This window comes from Pseudomonas sp. KCJK9016 (assembly GCF_046231795.1).
GTDB classification, from domain to species: domain Bacteria; phylum Pseudomonadota; class Gammaproteobacteria; order Pseudomonadales; family Pseudomonadaceae; genus Aquipseudomonas; species Aquipseudomonas bananamidigenes.
The window spans coordinates 1-16,611 of sequence record NZ_JBJJMM010000033.1; the positions used below are offsets into that span (position 1 = coordinate 1).

The window sequence follows — 16,611 nt, forward strand, 5'->3', positions numbered from 1 at the left end:
AACTATACACAAGCTCAGTCTCAGCCATTCATACATTCGGCCCTGCGTTAACGTTGGACGGTCTGTTACTGGTGGCCGAGGTAGCTTCAAATTACGTTCCGGGTAGCCTTACCGAAAAATCCAGCTATGAATATTTGTCAAAATTTTCTTGGGGCTATACTGTGAATGTAAGTGGTACTTGGGAGAATGTTGTTAAAGGCATCGACTTGGTGCCAGGGATTACGTTCCGTCAAGATGTATCAGGGACATCGCCTGCATTGAATGAGAATTTTATTCAAGGCCGAAAATCCGCAACGCTTGAGCTAGGGGCACGCTATGGAGAGAATCTTAGCGGAAAGCTTAGTTATACTTCATTTTGGGGGGCGGCGAAGGATAATGCACTTATCGATCGCGATAATATTGCACTCAACCTTTCCTATTCATTTTAAACAGGTGTTGATATGAATCGTCTATTTTATCCAGCGCTCGGAACACTGTTTTTTGGAATGCTATCACTACCAACCTATGCAAAAGTGTCACCCGAGCAGGCTGCGCGTCTTGATAATGAGTTAACTCCTTTTGGCGCTATTAGAGGTGGAGATTCTTCATTAGGTATTCCTGGTTGGACCGGAGGACTCAGTAAGGCGCCAGCGGGATTTGCGGGATCAGGAAACTTTGAAGTAGATCCTTATTCCGAACAGCGTCCATTGATTACAATAGATATAAATAATAAAAATAACTACTCTCAATATCTCAGTGATGGCGTGCAAGCATTATTGGCGGCTTATCCGGGCAGCTTTCGTATTCCTGTATTTAAAACTGAACGCAGTTTTGCTGCTCCGGCAGATATTTATAAAAATACTCGAGTTAATGCAATTAATGCTGAACTTGATCATGGCGGCGACGGATTTATTAATGCCTATGGGGGCATCCCCTTTCCAATTCCGGGAAATGGCTTGGAGGTGATCTGGAATCATATTGCTCGTTGGCAAGGCCGGTACTTTGATGAAGTATCTTCGACGGCGCAAGTGCTTCCGAATGGAGATTTTTCAAGTTATCGCGAGCGGAATCAACTTCTGTCAAATTATTACGCAACGAATCAAAGTGCATCCAGCCTTGAGAATATTTTACATCGCTATATGAATCAGGTGTTACCGCCTTCGCGTAATGCTGGAGAGACTCTGCTTGTCCATGAAACTATCAATCAGGTTCAGGCTCCACGTATGGCATGGAACTATTTTCCAGGGCAGCGTCGAGTTCGAAGAGCTCCTACAGTAGCGTATGATAATCCAGTTGACGGCTATGTTAGTGATGATGCAGATATGTATAACGGCGCACCCAATCGTTACGAGTGGAAACTGATAGGTTTAAAACCATTTTACGTCCCATATAATAACTATCGTTTGAATCAGCGGGGATTGGATTTCGGCGATATTTTGAAAAAGGGTCATATTAATCCTGACCTGACTCGTTGGGAAATGCATCGCGTCTGGGTGGTAGAGGCAACGCTAAAACCCGGCGATCGACACGTATATCAAAAGCGCCGTTTTTATCTCGATGAAGATAGCTGGAATATTCTAATTGCCGAGAACTACGATAGTCGCGGGCAATTGTGGCGCGTAAACCTAGCGTTCACCCAACAGGCCTATGAAGTGCCAACTATGACCACTGACATGATTGTTTATCACGATTTGATCAGTCGTGATTACACTGCTCTTGGGTTGCGTAGTCAGGAAAAAAGCCCCCGCCAGTTTCCTTCGAGTCCGCCGGCAGATAGCTATTGGCAACCAGCGAGCCTTCGGCGAATAGGAACTAACTGAGGTTAATGCTTATGTGGCCACTACGCTCAAAACGTACGTTATTGATCGTTGTATTATTAGTATTGTGCGTACTCATGCTATTGGTGACAAAAAAAACAATACGTATCTGGCAGCTTAGTACAATTTTTGATAAGCAAAATATTGTTGAGAATTTTCGATCCATGCCAGAAATTTTGAATGCGCGTACGATAAGGCATTCAGGAAAAGATCAGTTGTTTTCTTATCATCCAAAATCTTTACCGGTCAATTTTGATTTCAAACAGGCGAAAAATGGAATTAATGAGTGGATTAAAGACAGTGATACTACTGGGCTTTTAGTATTGGTCGGTGATCAAGTTGTGTTCGAGCGGTATTATCAGGGTAATACTGCTAAAACCACGGTGATTGCTTGGTCTGTAACTAAGTCATTCTTGTCTTTGTTAATTGGTATTGCTCTCAATGAAGGGGCTATCAGCAGTATACAGGACCCTGTATCTCGCTATGTCCCGAGCCTCAAGGATAGTGCTTATAAAAAAGCAACGATAGAGAATGTTTTAGAGATGTCTTCGGGAGTGAAATTCAATGAGGATTACTCTGATCGCCAGTCTGATATCAATCGCTTAGGTTTAGTTATTGGTGTGGGTGGCTCTATCGATAACTGGTTGTCCAGCTTAAAAGATGCGGGTAAACCCGCGTATAAACATAATTATATCAGTGCTGACACTCAGGTGCTGGGTATGGTACTTAAAGGGGCAACAGGAAAGGGGGCTGCTGAGTATATGCAAGAAAAGCTCTGGTCTCGTCTTGGGGCAGAGTGTGACGGAAAATGGCTTACTGATGATTACGGCACTGAGCTCGTATTTGGTGGGCTCAATTTGTGCTTGCGGGATTTTGCTCGTTTGGGGCTGCTTTATTTACACAAAGGGCGCAATCAGGCGGGTGATGCAATTGTAGATGAACGTTGGATATTAAACTCTACGCAGACGACAAAAAATTATCTTTTGCCAGGACGCTTCGAAGAAGAAGGACAGCCGAATCTTGGTTACGGCTATCAGTGGTGGATTCCAAAGGGCGACGAAGGTGAGTTTATGGCAATTGGAGTCTATGGTCAGTTCATTTATGTCAATCAACAGCGGCAGGTTGTTATAGCAAAAACCTCAGCATATGCCAACTATAATGAAGACGGTGTTCTCATGGAATATAAAACGCTTGAAGCCTTTCGTGCTATAGCCAGACAAATGGTGCAAAATTAATGGTGTCGCAGATTAAGTCGTGTATTGATTTCGAGTGGCGTCCATTACAAAACTACTTGACGGATCGTGGTGTTGAGCTTCCTGAACTATCTCTGTTCACTGTGAATAATGAACCACGATTGCCCAGCGAAATTCTTTACAGTTGGATAGTTTCAAATGCTGTGGCGCCAGAGGCAGGCCTACAGCTAGGACGATATTATAATATATCTGATTATGGTGTGGCAGGGTTAATGCTTTATAGTTCTGAGAATGCTGTCGAAGCCTATAACGTGATTAGCGAAAATATTAAGCTGTTCAACTCGGATATTGTCGATTTACGTATGAGTTGTGATGCGCAGAATCAAATGAGATTTGCTGTTGCGTTGAAGTTGTGTTCCGGTTGGACTGCTGCGCAGCAGCAGTTTCATGTCAATGTTGTGGCTTCTGCATCTCATAAAATTTTGCATGAGTTGTTTGGTGGCTTTTTCAAACTGTCCGGACTTACAATACCAAGAATTTTTTCAAATGGTTTCGATTATTCAAGCTTTTTTGGTTTTCCAGTTAGGTTGCGTGGTAGTGATGTTGTGTTTCATTTTTCAAAAAGACAACTCGAATGTTCAATACCTACCGCGAATCCCGCAGTGTTACAGAGTACTCTGGCGCTGATGCGCGAAGAGCTTAATAAACACCTGAGAGATGGGTCTAGAGGAATCAAAGAGCAGGTCATTAAATTGCTCGAGTCGCTTCATGGGGCTTATCCTGATATTCAGACCGTCGCTCATCAATTAAAGATCACTGAACGAACATTACGCCGTAGGCTAGCAATTGAGAATTGTAGTTTTCGCCAGATTCTGGACGAGGTCCGTTATGCCAGGGCTAAGCAGCTTTTGCAGACGCAGCAACCGATAAGTAAAATCAGTGAGGAGCTTGGATATTCAGATGTTTCAAGCTTCAGGTATGCTTTTAAACGATGGGCGGGAAAAAACGTGACTGACTTTCGCAGCAGTCTCGCAATGTGCTCTTCTGGTCGGAGACGTATCTAGGGCCGCGTGTTTGTATAGGATCGGTTTATAAGTTAATATTCAATTATCAAGGATGATCTGAGATAGATATGCGTCAACTGAAGGGCGGCTTTCTTGAGTGGTAACCTCCATTTGTTCAATAGCTTGCATGAACAAACAAAGTGATAGATGGCTTAGTGTTTCGTTGTTTGGCCATGTTGTTTTTGAGGAGTGATGAGTGAATGTCGTCTCTGTTCCTGTACTGGGATAATGAAATATATACTTGGCGATTAACTTGGCGCCATCGCTATCATAGGAATCAAGGCTTTTATTAGGCATCAATAGCTCTTCTGCAACGACTAGCACATCGATCTGGCAAAGATCTACCTTGGTCAGCTTGAAAGCTTCTTCGTGTGTATCTGCTGTGGTTATTCGGTAATAACCGAGTTTGTTTAGATTCTTTTCAATAAAAATCTGCTGTGCTAGTTGTGGATGAGCAATAAGGATACGATATTTATTCTTGTTCACGGGATTTTCCTGTAAATACTTATTCCTGGAGTTCGATTGATTAATAGCTGAAGGTGATGTTATTAATCGGCTGTGCAAAGTGTGTACTCCTGCTTGAAGAGTGGTATCTGCGCTGAAGAGATTAAGTCTTGGTTTTCAGATCAATGCTTGTACTACTTGTAATTTAGTGTAAATGTCACGGACGTATTCGCGCTTCCAGCAGTGACTTTGTTGTTGGTTTGGATATAGGCTGCCGCAAGTCCAATGTTGAAACTGCCGCCAGAGGTTGTTGTGCTGGATATTGGGAATTGTGTTCCGAATTTTACCGGAACGTTGTTCATAAGTATTTGGATTCCGATACCCTTTGCAGTGGAAGTTTCATCCAATGCTGCGACAGTGTCGTTGTTTAGGGTTTTAGTCGTCGGGTCAAGTTGAATTGAGATTCCATTTTCTGATGTTGGACAGTTTCTCAGTGGTATATTAAACGCGATAGCAGGCAGGCGGCTGTTTGGGCCTTTAAAGCCGCCGGTATTTTGTTTGCCCATTGAAACAGGTATTGCGTTATTTAACTCACATGTAGGGCTGATAATCTCGAAGCCTGACATGGTCAATATAAGAGGAGTAAGAGGAGTAGCGCTGTATTCTGAAAATGTCCCGCCTTTGATCGATGTTTTATTTTTCATGTTTCCAATTTTATAAATTTCGAGTTTGATTGGATATTTTCCCCCTACAGATTTCCAGCCGTACGAGGCCGGAGATGGATACGGTACAAAGTAATCTGAAAACATAGGGTGTCTAAGTTTGTACCCTAATCCTGAATCACCTAAGGTATATATATTGTTAGAGTCTACTGTTCCTCCTGGGTAATTGTTTTTCACTCCGATGGTATCAGTGGAGTCACAAAGAAATTCAGCAGTTTGAGGAGAATATTTTGAGGCGGAATATACAAGCGTTCCAATAGGCGCATCGCGCACAATGCTGAGGTTCGGGATATCGAAGTTGATGGTTTGAGTATTTTGTACGAAAAGTGCATTATCGCTGTATTTACAGGTCGCGTAAACTGTTTGAGGGTATTGGTGCGCGCTTAACATCAGTGCGCCCATGTACATAGTCAGTGATTTTTTCTTGCGTACAAGCGGGATTTTAAGTGTCATTATATTGGTGGTCTAATCTTTGTTTTGTTGATGGTATTTGTCGGTTTGGGGTGTTTGCTAGTGGTGGTTTGACGTTGATGGATTTATTTTGACGCTGTTTATAATTGGTGCCTGCTGAATGGCTTTGAATGTGAATTGCTGTTGTGTGGAGTAATGTGCACTTGGTCACTCGCCCTGGCAATTTTCGCAGTGGTGACATTTAAAAATATATCCCCTCTCGTCCTATTTTTTCATAGGAATCATCCTATGCATTCTGGCTGCTAGTCGCGGTGATATAAGATGTTGGTGATGTCTGGCGGAGTGTGTTCTTTTTTTATTTTTTAAGAACGTATATACCGTTCTCGGTGATCAAGTTTTCTTGTGGGAGATGTTTTTGGATGATTGGCTTCTCGCAAGGTGGGTTGCACTTATTTTTAGTCTATGAGGGGTTGACGAACCTTGTGGTGCAAGTACTAAGTCCGGACTTTTCAAATTTTCTTGATATTAGAAAAACAAGTTTTGATAGAGAATGCTTCTTCGCTTGAATTGGTCGGGTTGAAAATTTTCCGGAATGGCATAAAACGACCAAATGAACCAACCCAGTTTTCATAGACGCTCTTGGTGTCCGCTTTTGGCCGGCTGATACGCAAAGAGATCCCAATGGCTTCAAGGAAGTACGGAATCGGTCGACGCCGAAAAAGTGAATGGCTAGAAACGGAGAATCCCGCTCTAGGCGGGATTCTCAGCCGGCGATTGTATGCATTCGACGGGGCAGGACGCTGATACCTGGCACTGGGCTATCTGATTTTCATCAGAAGCGGGGTGCGATTCGAAGATTCCTGTAACCACCCTGTAGTTAACGCCTAACTGTGTCACAGTTACCTTTCTTCACACAAAGCTTCGGTTTGCAGCACTGAATTGAGAAGGTCTTACTTAAATTCTTCATGCGCCATTACCAAGCATCAAAAATCTGAAGGTTACGATCCATCGTCCTTTTGTGTTGGAAACACCAGCACACTGTATATCCTTGAAGTATCTGCCTGTGCCTCAGGGAAATAGAAATGGCGGCCATCATGGAGGGTATACCGTAGTGAGGTTCCATCCTGACTTCGAGCTATTTCCAGCAGTGTATCCATGTGCCAGTCACTGGTGCCGTTGAGCCACCCAGGTGACACCAACTGTACCGACCTCACTTGGACTCCCACTTCCGTTAGCTCCAGAAGGGGCGTTAGCGCTTGTAAACTATCCACGAACACCACGTCGTGGAACTCTAGGCCGTCCTCGCATCTGACTATCGTTGTATGAAACCAAGGCGACATCAGGTTTTTTTGGACAAAATGCCAACCTTGGTGGCCAGGCTCTAGCATTGCTTGAGAGCCTTTCACTTCTGCCTGTTTAGTGGTTATGAACACGGCGAACCCTCAGCATCAACAGTATACATTGTAGTCATATACTGTTCGAAAGCGCCTCATCGTTCCTTTTGCAGGGCATGCAATTTGGAGTTGAAAAGTGTTTTTAGGAGATTTCTTCGGTGGCTTCGTGTGAAACAAGGCCGGACGCAGGAGGACTTTTCCACCCTTAGCATTCGGACTTACATCAGCACATTGGAGCGAGGCCTGTACGCTCCGACTTTCTAGAAGCTCGACGATATTGCTGCTGTGCTCGGTACGCACCCTATAACGTTGATGGTCGGTAGGTACGCCCTAAAGGACAATCGATCTGTTAAGAAGGTCCTTGAAGATGTCATTGAGAGATTGAGCGTCTTGAGGTTGCCGAGGGCGTATCGAAGCTACGCAAGCGTTACCCCAAAACCGAATAAATACGAGAGACTTGGAAACACTCGAGTAATGACTTTAAAGCTTTATATCACTTCGTCGGATCGGTGCATTGTATCGACGCAGGGATGGTTTCCAATTGGCGATCAAACACAGGACACCTACGGGGTCCGGGGTAGGCCAAACTCTGTGTAGTGGTCAACTGATCCCGGACACGACGTTAAGTTTTTTCTCGGCCTGAGCTGGCGCCAGCCCAGCGTTGAATTGATGTGGCTGAATCCAGTTGTACCGATGCATCAGATAATGGCTGATGTCTCGGTGCGCTTCTCGGGCCGTCATGTAGCCCACGGTCGGTATCCATTCCGTTTTCAAGCTGCGAAACACGCGCTCCATCGGCGCATTATCCCAGCAGTTTCCACGACGACTCATGCTCTGGCGCATGCGATAACGCCAGAGCCGTTGGCGAAACTGCCGGCTACCATATTGCGACCCCTGGTCCGAGTGGAACAGCAGCCCTTGAGGCCTGCCACGCTGTTCGTAAGCCATGTCCAACGCCTTGATGACCAGATCCGCATCCGGCTTGTTTGACAGCGCCCAACCCACAATTCGGCGTGCGTAGAGATCCAGAACGACAGCCAGGTAATGCCATTTCCCTTGGGCCCAGATGTAGGTGATGTCGCCACACCAGACTTGATTCGGTGCCGGAACATCAAACTCTCGATTCAAGATGTTCGGAATGTCAGGCCGCTCCACCGTCGCTTGTTTGTAGGCATGTGATCCAGGTTGTTTGCTAACCAACTCCAGTTCCCGCATCAGGCTGCGCACCTTGAACCGCCCGATTTGCTCACCGTCTTCCTGCATCATCGACACGATGCTGCGGCTACCGGCGGCGCTTCGACTTTGCGTAAACAGTTCGTTGACCCGACTGCGCAACCGAAGCCGCTCAACGTCCGGAGTTCGGCGCCTGAGGCGGTGGGCTTAGTAACACGAGCGAGTGACGTCAAAGACCGCGCAAAGCCAATCGACCGGCTCTCGGGCACTTAACTGATCAATCAGCGTGTGCGCTCGTGCTCTTCCGACATCAAGAGCGCGGTAGCCTTTTTTAAAATGGATTTCTCCCGCTCAAGTCGGGCGATTCGAGCCTCCAGTTCCTGGATTTTCTGCTACTCGGGCGTCAGCGCTTTGCTCTGCGGAGTCACGCCGTTGCGCTCCTGCTGGTGTTGGTTAACCCAGCGACGTAATGCGGACTCGACCACCCCGAGCGAGCGGCTGGCTTCGATATGGCTATAGCCTTGATCGAGCACGAGGCCTGCGGCCTCGCGTTTGAATTCAGCTGAAAAGGAACGACGTTGCTTGGTCATCAGACACCTCTATCTGGCGAGCATTCTCGCCTAAATGGGTGTCCGGTTTCATTAGACCACTACACTGTAACCCTAATTTTTGCGCTGTAAACCACTGTGGTTAACAAGGAAAAAAAGTGGTTTACACGGAGCAATATAAGCCTCGGTTACTGAGAATATTTCTGTACTGATCTTTCTCTCGACGCAATAGGGTGCGAATGCATGCTATGCAAAATTGACCTATCCATGCGGCTGCCTTGAAGTCAGTTCAACCACCTTAGGGTCTTTCATCTTAGCTTTGAGCAAACGGTTATCGTCCATCAGCACCTCGTTGATGGACGCGAGATTGGCGACCTTGGCCCGCAATTCTTCGATCTCCTGTCGGTACGCAACGGACTTCTTGCGTTCCGCAATCAAGTCTTGTTGTTTCACATCACGCATGGCACGACTGGAACGACCTTGAACCTCCCGGATCGCTTCGGCAATTCGTGGATAGTGGTTGTGAATCAGTGCCGTTGATACGCCCGCCTCACGGGCGACTGCCGCGATGGTAACCTTGGATTCCCCAGTTCGGGCGCGCCCCTTCTGGATGCGGAGGAGGGCGAGTTTCAGATCCTTCTCGCGATCCTCAGCAGGCTTGTAGTTGGCCGTTTTGTCCTTGGGTTTCATGCGATTAAAGTCTCCGGGTCCATTCCCAACTGCACCAGTACATCACGGCAGCGATTCAGGTTACGCTCAACGCGTTGGTGGCCGCTCTCGCCAATGTCCGGGCAATTCAGCAGCCCCTTCAAATCATCGTAGAGCTGCTGGTAGATGGGCGCGTGGCCGCGTCCGATCACGGCATGGTTGCAGTTGCCGCAGCGTGTACGCTCAAGGGTGTTTCCGACGCAACCGTTATTGTCCGCCGTGCACCAGGCGTGGCCATTGCTACGGATTGCGGTACTCTCACTAATGGACTTCAGCATCGAGGTGTGATCCTTGAAGATCAGTAGGTTCTGCGGCTCCCGCTGCCACTGCTTGAGCGCTTTGCCATAGCCCCCGGCCAAGAATTCGTCACCTAGCCAGTTGTCCACGACGTCGAGTTTTATGTCTTCCAACTCACCCTGAATATCGGCGTACAGTTCAAGGTCCAGATGCTGCCCCCAGCTATCGTCCATGGCATAGCCCAAGTTCATGTCCAACGACCAGTGAGCGTAATGCTCCTTGAGGTAGCGCAGGTCGCCGAAGCGGCTGTGCGCGGCGTAGTTGGCGAACTTGCGGCGGAACTGATGGGTAGTGAGATTCCAACTCAGACCGCAATCCTTCGTGAATGCCTTAAGGTGGTCATTCCAAGTTTTGTTGCCAAGCGTGCGTGTCTGACTAGTTCTTGGATCTACACCGATAAAGAGCGAATGACGGTGCTTCTGAGCCTCCTTGATCTGCGGATCAAATGGATTTGAGCGGCGCCTCTTCATGATTTCGGCGGTGAGCATGGTCTGATGGGGTGCGCTCCAGCGCTCCATCAGACGCAGGGCGCGCACAGCGGCTTCGGGGATCATCCAGTCATGCACACCAACATCGGTTTTCTCCGACCGAGAGCGCATCCAGTGGTAGATGATGCCTTCCTCGTCCTCGGTGCGGTGGTGAGCACCTGACTTTAGATTGGTCAACTCATGATTGCGACAGCCGGAGGTGCTGGCTACGACGATGTAACAAGAAGTCCGCAGATCGATTAGTGCCTCATTGAGTGACCTGAGACCGTCCTCCCAACCAAGAGCGCCAAGTTGAAGGTTCTTGGCAACATTGACGGTGGTGGTAGGTTGCCCTTTTCGCTGCGTCGTTAGAGCATCCATTGCATCGCGGAGGTCAAGCAGTTGCTGACCGCTTTCAACTTGCTGGTAGGCTCGCTCGAACAGAATACAGAACACATCATCGGGAATCAGTTGTGTTCTGCTGCGGTCTTTGTATCCACTGCCGCTGCGCCCAGCCAATGCCATCGCGGAAGTCTCTGGCCATGGATGCGTCGGCATCGGGTCGTCTGTGTATTGACTGAGCTCATAGAGCGCTTCAACAACTCGTAAACGATTTTCCATTGCACTTTGCGAAAGTGGCTTACCCTTAAACTGCATGGTTTGCCGATATGCCTTGCAGGTGTTTATATAGGTCCCGCAGACCATGGGCGTCACCGCGCCAATGTGATCGAGCTTAAGAGCCTCCAGATGGCGAAAAAATGGCAGTGCATATACGAATAAGTTTCTTATCGAGCCGCCTCTAGGTCGCACGCCGTTTTTGCGCCCACGTCGTAGGTAGCGATACAATATCGCCTTCATCACCAATCGAAACGCTGGCGGTACGGTGCTGAAGTCCAGCTGTTTACTGCTCATCCCCACGTTGCTGGCGAAACCGACGAGTTGCCAAATAGTATCGCCGTAGCGGCTGAGGGTGACCCACTTTCCATCAACCTGAGTGCTGCTGACAATTAGGGCATTGCGTTCGGACTCGCAGAGCCCACGCACATCGATTGGTTGGGCTGCAATGGAGGCGCGGGTTGTTGCCGCCAAAGTGTTACCGTTCATGCAAAGACCTCCAGACTGTCAATCAGATCAACTGACCAGAACGGATGCGGCAGGGTGCGGGCACGCTCATAGGCGGCATCCACGACGGCGGCCTTAAATGTGCCACGACGAAGACCTTCGGCAACGATATAGTGGTCAATTAAACGAGGGATATGGGCGTACTCTCGTGCCCAGCGTCGCTTGTTCATGCGTGAGCGCTCGGCCAGCACGCGGAAGTAGAAACTGAATAGTTTGTACAGATCCTCGGCGGTCACTGCATAGTGACGGCACCGCAGACAGTTTATAAAGTTCATGCAGGTCGCGCCCTCGCGCTTCGGAGCGTAATGTCCGTTCACTGGATCGGAGCAGCGTCCCATCGGGGTGTTCTTATAGGTCGCTCCAATGGTCTGGGTTAGCAACTCCTGCACCAATACCTCACCCATGAACTGCCAGTTGCGATGGGCAACTTCGCTTGGCGCCAAGTAATTTTGGTCGGCTACCCGCAGGGTATTGCCGAGGGTTGCGGCAGTGGTCGCCAAATCGCCATCGGTCAGCTCGAAGATGCGGTTGGCGAAGGTCTTGCGCAGGCGCGAGATGTTAATACGCGATGGATTTCCGTCGCTGTCTGTCAGGTTATAGCGAGCTACAAGGCGAGTTACTGCCTTCAACAATGTTGCATCAGTCAACGCGATGACTTTGCCGGCATTTCTCCTGGAGCGGGTGCGATACAGCCACACGCGGCCCTTGAGCTCGACCGGAGCCTCTGTATACAGAGGTTCGGTTAGAGTCATCACTCGACGGATCAGTCGTTCCACAGTGGTTCTCACGCTCGGTGTGGACTCTAAAAGGCGTTCGGCGTCTGAAGCGGCGCGGAGGGCTACTTTGCTGGAGCTGTAACCACGCCTTTTCCATAACACCAGGAACACCGTGTCGTCCTTAGGGTGCGGACGAAGGCAGTCGCGGCCCATTTCCAGCAGTGGCGTGGTATTTCGCCCAGTGTGCAGTGCTACGACCAGCAGGATAAGGCTTAGGAGTTCACCGGTCACAAGTATATCTTCGTCCCAGATAGGCTTGATGGCCTGCCGCAGCGCCACCGTTAACGCTTGATGCTCGCGCTTGGACAGTGCAGTCTCGCCATTAGCCTTGCGGTGGCTGTTCGGAAAGGGATTATTCGGGAAGGTTGCCGCATCGCCGGAGGTGACCAGGTGGATCAGCCCACGCCGCCCCAAGGCGAGCAGTACGGACTTGGTCTGCGAATAGGTGGCCTTCTGACTGAGAGTCTTCACGTCTAACCCAGCGAGATGACCTAGATAACCGTCGATTAGATCTCGGGTTATATCGGCCAAAGCCAATTCTCGGCCAACTGCCGTTGCCCGCAGCACGCAATAGTCGAGAAAATTGTGCAGTCCCCTGCAGTAGCTAGTCACCGTGCTGGTTGCAATGACGGCATCCCCATCTGAGAGGAAACGCTCGATCTGGCGCTGGCAGGCATAGGTGATGGGGTCGATGCCCGCGCCGTACCAGCGGGCAAAATCGAAGCTACGGGCGCTGGTGGCGTTTCGCCCGAACTCGACGATGGTGTTACTCGGCGGGATGGCCTCGGGCAGGATGACCACATTGCCAGTCATATCGCGGCTGTACTCGATTTGTGGGGCGCTGAGGTCGGTCTTTGTAAATACCTTACGCTTTCCCATCAGACTGCCTCCGCCAATGCGTTCAACTCATCGTCATAGGCCAGCACGGCTTCGTCGGCCATTTCGTTAACCAAGTGCAGGTACACCATGGTTGTCTGAATCGAACTGTGACCGAGTTGCCGCTGAACAAACACCAGTGGGTCCAGTCCGCTCGTAGGGTTACGCTGAAGGTTGACCAGGGTTTGGGTGGCGTAGGTATGCCGCAACATGTGCGTATGGACCTTGATTCCAGCCTGCTTGCCGGTCTCGCTGATGATCCGGTTGAGATTCTTGCCGTTGTCCCCATAGGGTTCCCCGGACTGGTTGAGCAGCAACGCCTTTTGCGGGATTTTGCTCAGCGAGGCGCGCTCGCCGCGCAGCTTCGTAACATAGCGATAGAGTTCAGCCATGAATTGGCGATTGATGTAAATTTCTCGCGGCACGCTTCTTTTGGTCACCATGCCGCTGCCGTCAAACGGATCGAGCCGAATGCTGAGGTTGCGATCGGTTCGTTCAGACTTGTCCGGGTCGAAAACATAGGCCAGCGGGAAGGCGGCGATTTCCTCGCGGCGCAGGCCCGTATACAGCGCTAAGCGCATCATCATCCGGTGATGGGGGTTCTCCGCTGCGGTCAGAAGCGATTTGACCTCGGCCATGCTCAGAAACTTGGGCAGGGTCTTGTAGGTACGGGGCATTACATCCTTTGCCATGGTCTTGCCGCCACTGGCATCGGCATGCGCAAGGAAGCTCGCTTCACGCTTTACCCTACGTTCTTCATAGGTGAAGGGCACGCGCTTCACCCACCCCTCCTTCAGGGCGTACTCGTAGAACTTACAGATGTAAGTCAAGCGCTGACGAGTGGTGTTTCGTGTCAGCTCGCAAGTCCTCAAGCAATAGTCCCGATAGGCTGCTACCAGACTCTTCGCCTCGCCATGATCAACGTCGTGCCAATCCAACTCATGGGCTTGGAGAAAGCTAAAGAAATCGTAAAGAGCGCGCCCAATACTGGGCCAAGAGCGATTTGACCCGATCTCCCCGCGAAGCAGGTAATAGCGAAAGAACTGATTGACCGGGATGCAACTCTCCATCGAATCGCACAGAAGAATGGGGAACCCCGGATAGGGTTGCCCAGCTATCACAAAACTCTCAGTCGCCCACACAAGCTCCATCTACAATCCCCTGTTTGGCCAGACATCCCATCCCCTGAATCCCAACTCAGGCTATGAGTTCGTGAGGGGCTGCCTACTAATTACAATGGGAATCTAGCGTTTGCAAGGAGTCAGAACATCGCATTACCACCAGTATTTCCCGAAGTTTTCCGGATTGGCCCAGAACCGAGAGTTGAGCCAGTCGGGGACTTGTTTGTAGTCAAGCAGATCATAGGTGAACAGAGTCAGCACCTGCTCATCCCGGGCGAATCGCTCGCTGGCCTGGAGGGCGAGTGAATAGAAATCGGTTTCCTGCCAGCCGCTGGCCGGCAGGTCTGCCAGCACCGCGATGCGGCTGGCGTTGAGGTTGCGGATACCGCCCAGCAGATTCAGGCCATCGCGCTTGGGCAAATGCTCCAGGCAATCGACCACCAGTGCCAGGTCGAAACGCTGTGCGGCCAGCTCTGCCGGCAAGGCGCCGGGCGCCGCATGGGCGACGCAGGTGTCCGGATGCGCGTCCTTGAAAGCGGCCAGCGCCGGAAATTCGCTGGCGCCGATCAGCAGCAGGCGTGCCGGGGCGTAGCGGTCGAGCAGAGCGGCCAACGCCTGCTGTGGCGTGCGGGAAGAAATCGCGACGTTCATCGAAGCTCCTCAATCAGATCGCCAAGACTAGCCTGCCCGAGCGTCGAGGCCTAGACCTCTGTTCCGCGGGTTTGCGGCAGCGGCGTCGAAGTCCTGTGAACAGGCTCGCAAACAGCGGTGGCCTATTGCTGGCGGAGATTAAAACTCCGGTCTTTACTCCCTGAATCGGTTACAAGCCGATCCCTCAGGAGAAAACTAGATGAGCATAGTTCGGACAGCATTACCCTTGGTTCTGCTAACCAGTGTGTTGACTGGTTGCGCAGGTTTGCAGAAAACCGACTGGCCGACCTGTGCGGCTGTCGGAGGTGTCGTCGGCGCGGGTCTCGGGGCGACGGAAAGCTCGTCGTGGGCCGGCTATGGCGCGTTGCTGGTCGGTGGTACGGCGGCGGCCTATTGCTGGGTGCACGGCGATGGCGATGAAGACGGCGATGGTGTGCCGGACAGCCGCGACAAGTGCCCGCACACGCCTCGCGGTACCAAGGTCGACGCAGACGGTTGCCCGTTCCCGGCCCCTGCGCCCGTGGTTGAAGAAGCGGTCGTGGTCAAGGAAGAAACCATCGTCATCCGCGATGTGCACTTCCAGTTCGACAAGGCCACGCTGACGCCTTCCGACAAGCAAGTGCTCGACAAGGTCGCCACGCGCCTGAAACAGGAATCGAGCACGGCGCGTCTGACCGTGACCGGCCACACCGACAGCGTCGGCAGCGATGCCTACAACAAAAAACTGTCGGATCGTCGCGCGCACTCGGTGGTGGAATACCTGATCCATGACGGTGTACCGCGTGCGAGCTTCGTTTCGGTGACCGGTGCCGGTGAAAGCCAGCCAGTGGCGGACAACAAGACCGCCGAAGGTCGTGCATTGAACCGTCGTACCGAAATCAAAATCGAGCGTTGAAGCCCCTCGCATCCGCGGCTTGTGCAGTCGCGGATGCGGGTCTTTACTCCTGTGTAACCGGTATGGGCCGGTGACACAGGAGCTTTCATATGAGTGTTCTCTCACGGTCCGTCTTACCGGTGCTGCTGGCAGGCAGCCTGTTGACCGGCTGCGCTACCCACAGCGATGGCACTGCCCCCCTCAATCAACGTACCTGGCCGATCTGCAGTGTCATTGGCGGACTGGTCGGAGGCGGTCTCGGCGCCATCGAAAACGGCGGCTGGGCCGCGGGTGGTGCAGCGCTGGGGATCCTCACCGGCGGGCTGATCTGTTATGCCCAGGATGGCGACGAGGACGGCGATGGCGTGTTTGACCGCCGCGACCGTTGCCCTGATACGCCGCCCAATACTCCGGTCGATCACCGCGGTTGTCCGCTGCCGCAATACCCGGTCACCGAGAAACCCGCCGAACCGGCACCGCAGAGCGAAGTCATCACCCTCAACGATGCCGGCAACGTGCTGTTCGACTTTGACAAATCCGACCTCAAGCCTGCGGCGAAAAGTCAGCTGGATGCGCTGATGGACAAACTGCGCAATGCCGACGTCGTGAGCATCAAGGTGATCGGTCACACCGACAGCAAGGGCACAGATGCCTACAACCAGGCCCTGTCGGAACGCCGTGCGAGCAGTGTGGCCGCCTATCTGTTGAGTCAGGGGCTGGCGCCGGAAAAACTCACCAGTGAAGGGCGCGGCGAGCGCGAACCGGTTGCCGACAACGAGACCGAAGAAGGACGGGCGCAAAACCGTCGCGTGGAGTTGCATATCAATCGTTAGGAATTGTCTGTAGTCCGCAGGCTAGAGCTGTCGGTCGACGATCATCGTCGATCCGGCAGCGATCCGACGAGTGCCCGGAACTTTTTTATTTGCCCCTCTGGCTTATCCCGTACAGAAGCCGTTACTGTGCGCCCAAAGAAT

At 51.0% G+C, this 16,611-nt stretch carries 13 protein-coding genes and 1 pseudogene; 6 read left to right on the forward strand and 8 right to left on the reverse strand.

Annotated features, from left to right (window positions below; translation table 11 throughout):
- The 4 genes from ACK6BI_RS24510 to ACK6BI_RS24525 all read left to right on the forward strand — a co-directional run.
- On the forward strand, positions 1 to 428 hold a 428-nt coding region (locus ACK6BI_RS24510; protein ID WP_409319103.1), incomplete at its 5' end, for a DUF1302 family protein.
- Positions 429 to 440: 12 nt separating this feature from the next.
- On the forward strand, positions 441 to 1,799 hold the full coding sequence (locus ACK6BI_RS24515; RefSeq protein WP_409319104.1) for a DUF1329 domain-containing protein: 1,359 nt from the start codon (positions 441 to 443) through the stop codon (positions 1,797 to 1,799).
- An 11-nt stretch (positions 1,800 to 1,810) separates the two neighbouring features.
- Positions 1,811 to 3,031 carry a serine hydrolase domain-containing protein gene (locus ACK6BI_RS24520; protein ID WP_409319105.1) on the forward strand — a complete coding sequence of 407 codons (1,221 nt, stop codon included), beginning with the start codon at positions 1,811 to 1,813 and terminating at the stop codon, positions 3,029 to 3,031.
- Positions 3,031 to 4,053: a helix-turn-helix domain-containing protein gene (locus ACK6BI_RS24525; protein ID WP_409319106.1), complete on the forward strand. Its 1,023-nt coding sequence runs from the start codon at positions 3,031 to 3,033 to the stop codon at positions 4,051 to 4,053. Before ACK6BI_RS24520 ends, ACK6BI_RS24525 begins: the two co-directional genes overlap by 1 nt.
- 39 nt (positions 4,054 to 4,092) lie before the next feature.
- On the opposite strand, the gene ACK6BI_RS24530 is transcribed toward ACK6BI_RS24525, so the two are convergent.
- The 8 genes and pseudogenes from ACK6BI_RS24530 to ACK6BI_RS24565 form a co-directional block, all read right to left on the reverse strand.
- Positions 4,093 to 4,539, reverse strand: coding sequence for a hypothetical protein (locus ACK6BI_RS24530; protein WP_409319107.1), 447 nt, complete (start codon positions 4,537 to 4,539; stop codon positions 4,093 to 4,095).
- A 152-nt stretch (positions 4,540 to 4,691) separates the two neighbouring features.
- On the reverse strand, positions 4,692 to 5,621 hold the full coding sequence (locus ACK6BI_RS24535; RefSeq protein WP_409319108.1) for a fimbrial protein: 930 nt from the start codon (positions 5,619 to 5,621) through the stop codon (positions 4,692 to 4,694).
- A gap of 2,003 nt (positions 5,622 to 7,624) precedes the next feature.
- Positions 7,625 to 8,787 (reverse strand): annotated as a pseudogene (locus tag ACK6BI_RS24540) (IS3 family transposase).
- Between the two features lie 219 nt (positions 8,788 to 9,006).
- Positions 9,007 to 9,435 carry a TetR family transcriptional regulator gene (locus ACK6BI_RS24545; protein WP_409319109.1) on the reverse strand — a complete coding sequence of 143 codons (429 nt, stop codon included), beginning with the start codon at positions 9,433 to 9,435 and terminating at the stop codon, positions 9,007 to 9,009.
- Complete coding sequence (locus ACK6BI_RS24550; RefSeq protein WP_409319110.1) at positions 9,432 to 11,321, reverse strand: integrase; 1,890 nt, start codon at positions 11,319 to 11,321, stop codon at positions 9,432 to 9,434. The genes ACK6BI_RS24545 and ACK6BI_RS24550 overlap by 4 nt, the downstream gene beginning before the upstream one ends.
- Complete coding sequence (locus ACK6BI_RS24555) at positions 11,318 to 12,994, reverse strand: hypothetical protein (protein WP_409319111.1); 1,677 nt, start codon at positions 12,992 to 12,994, stop codon at positions 11,318 to 11,320. The genes ACK6BI_RS24550 and ACK6BI_RS24555 overlap by 4 nt, the downstream gene beginning before the upstream one ends.
- A complete protein-coding gene (locus ACK6BI_RS24560) occupies positions 12,994 to 14,142 on the reverse strand; it encodes a tyrosine-type recombinase/integrase (RefSeq protein ID WP_409319112.1) in 1,149 nt (382 codons plus the stop codon). The genes ACK6BI_RS24555 and ACK6BI_RS24560 overlap by 1 nt, the downstream gene beginning before the upstream one ends.
- A 123-nt stretch (positions 14,143 to 14,265) precedes the next feature.
- The gene (locus ACK6BI_RS24565) at positions 14,266 to 14,763 is read right to left on the reverse strand and encodes a DUF6231 family protein (protein ID WP_260522465.1); all 498 of its coding nucleotides are present in this window, start codon (positions 14,761 to 14,763) and stop codon (positions 14,266 to 14,268) included.
- Between the two features lie 199 nt (positions 14,764 to 14,962).
- On the opposite strand from ACK6BI_RS24565, the gene ACK6BI_RS24570 reads away from it, so the two are divergent.
- Together ACK6BI_RS24570 and ACK6BI_RS24575 are read left to right on the forward strand one after the other, a co-directional pair.
- Positions 14,963 to 15,658 carry an OmpA family protein gene (locus ACK6BI_RS24570; RefSeq protein ID WP_260522466.1) on the forward strand — a complete coding sequence of 232 codons (696 nt, stop codon included), beginning with the start codon at positions 14,963 to 14,965 and terminating at the stop codon, positions 15,656 to 15,658.
- 89 nt (positions 15,659 to 15,747) lie between these two features.
- A complete protein-coding gene (locus ACK6BI_RS24575; RefSeq protein ID WP_409319113.1) occupies positions 15,748 to 16,470 on the forward strand; it encodes an OmpA family protein in 723 nt (240 codons plus the stop codon).
- Positions 16,471 to 16,611: the final 141 nt, after the last annotated feature.

Bases quoted from the DNA above. Each gene is read 5' to 3' on its own strand.
- ACK6BI_RS24565 (WP_260522465.1), bottom strand. From the start codon at position 14,763: ATGAACGTCGCGATTTCTTCCCGCACGCCACAGCAGGCGTTGGCCGCT.
- ACK6BI_RS24535 (WP_409319108.1), bottom strand. From the start codon at position 5,621: ATGGGCGCACTGATGTTAAGCGCGCACCAATACCCTCAAACAGTTTAC.
- ACK6BI_RS24520 (WP_409319105.1), top strand. From the start codon at position 1,811: ATGTGGCCACTACGCTCAAAACGTACGTTATTGATCGTTGTATTATTA.
- ACK6BI_RS24525 (WP_409319106.1), top strand. From the start codon at position 3,031: ATGGTGTCGCAGATTAAGTCGTGTATTGATTTCGAGTGGCGTCCATTA.
- ACK6BI_RS24575 (WP_409319113.1), top strand. From the start codon at position 15,748: ATGAGTGTTCTCTCACGGTCCGTCTTACCGGTGCTGCTGGCAGGCAGC.
- ACK6BI_RS24570 (WP_260522466.1), top strand. From the start codon at position 14,963: ATGAGCATAGTTCGGACAGCATTACCCTTGGTTCTGCTAACCAGTGTG.
- ACK6BI_RS24555 (WP_409319111.1), bottom strand. From the start codon at position 12,994: ATGGGAAAGCGTAAGGTATTTACAAAGACCGACCTCAGCGCCCCACAA.
- ACK6BI_RS24545 (WP_409319109.1), bottom strand. From the start codon at position 9,435: ATGAAACCCAAGGACAAAACGGCCAACTACAAGCCTGCTGAGGATCGC.
- ACK6BI_RS24550 (WP_409319110.1), bottom strand. From the start codon at position 11,321: ATGAACGGTAACACTTTGGCGGCAACAACCCGCGCCTCCATTGCAGCC.
- ACK6BI_RS24515 (WP_409319104.1), top strand. From the start codon at position 441: ATGAATCGTCTATTTTATCCAGCGCTCGGAACACTGTTTTTTGGAATG.
- ACK6BI_RS24560 (WP_409319112.1), bottom strand. From the start codon at position 14,142: ATGGAGCTTGTGTGGGCGACTGAGAGTTTTGTGATAGCTGGGCAACCC.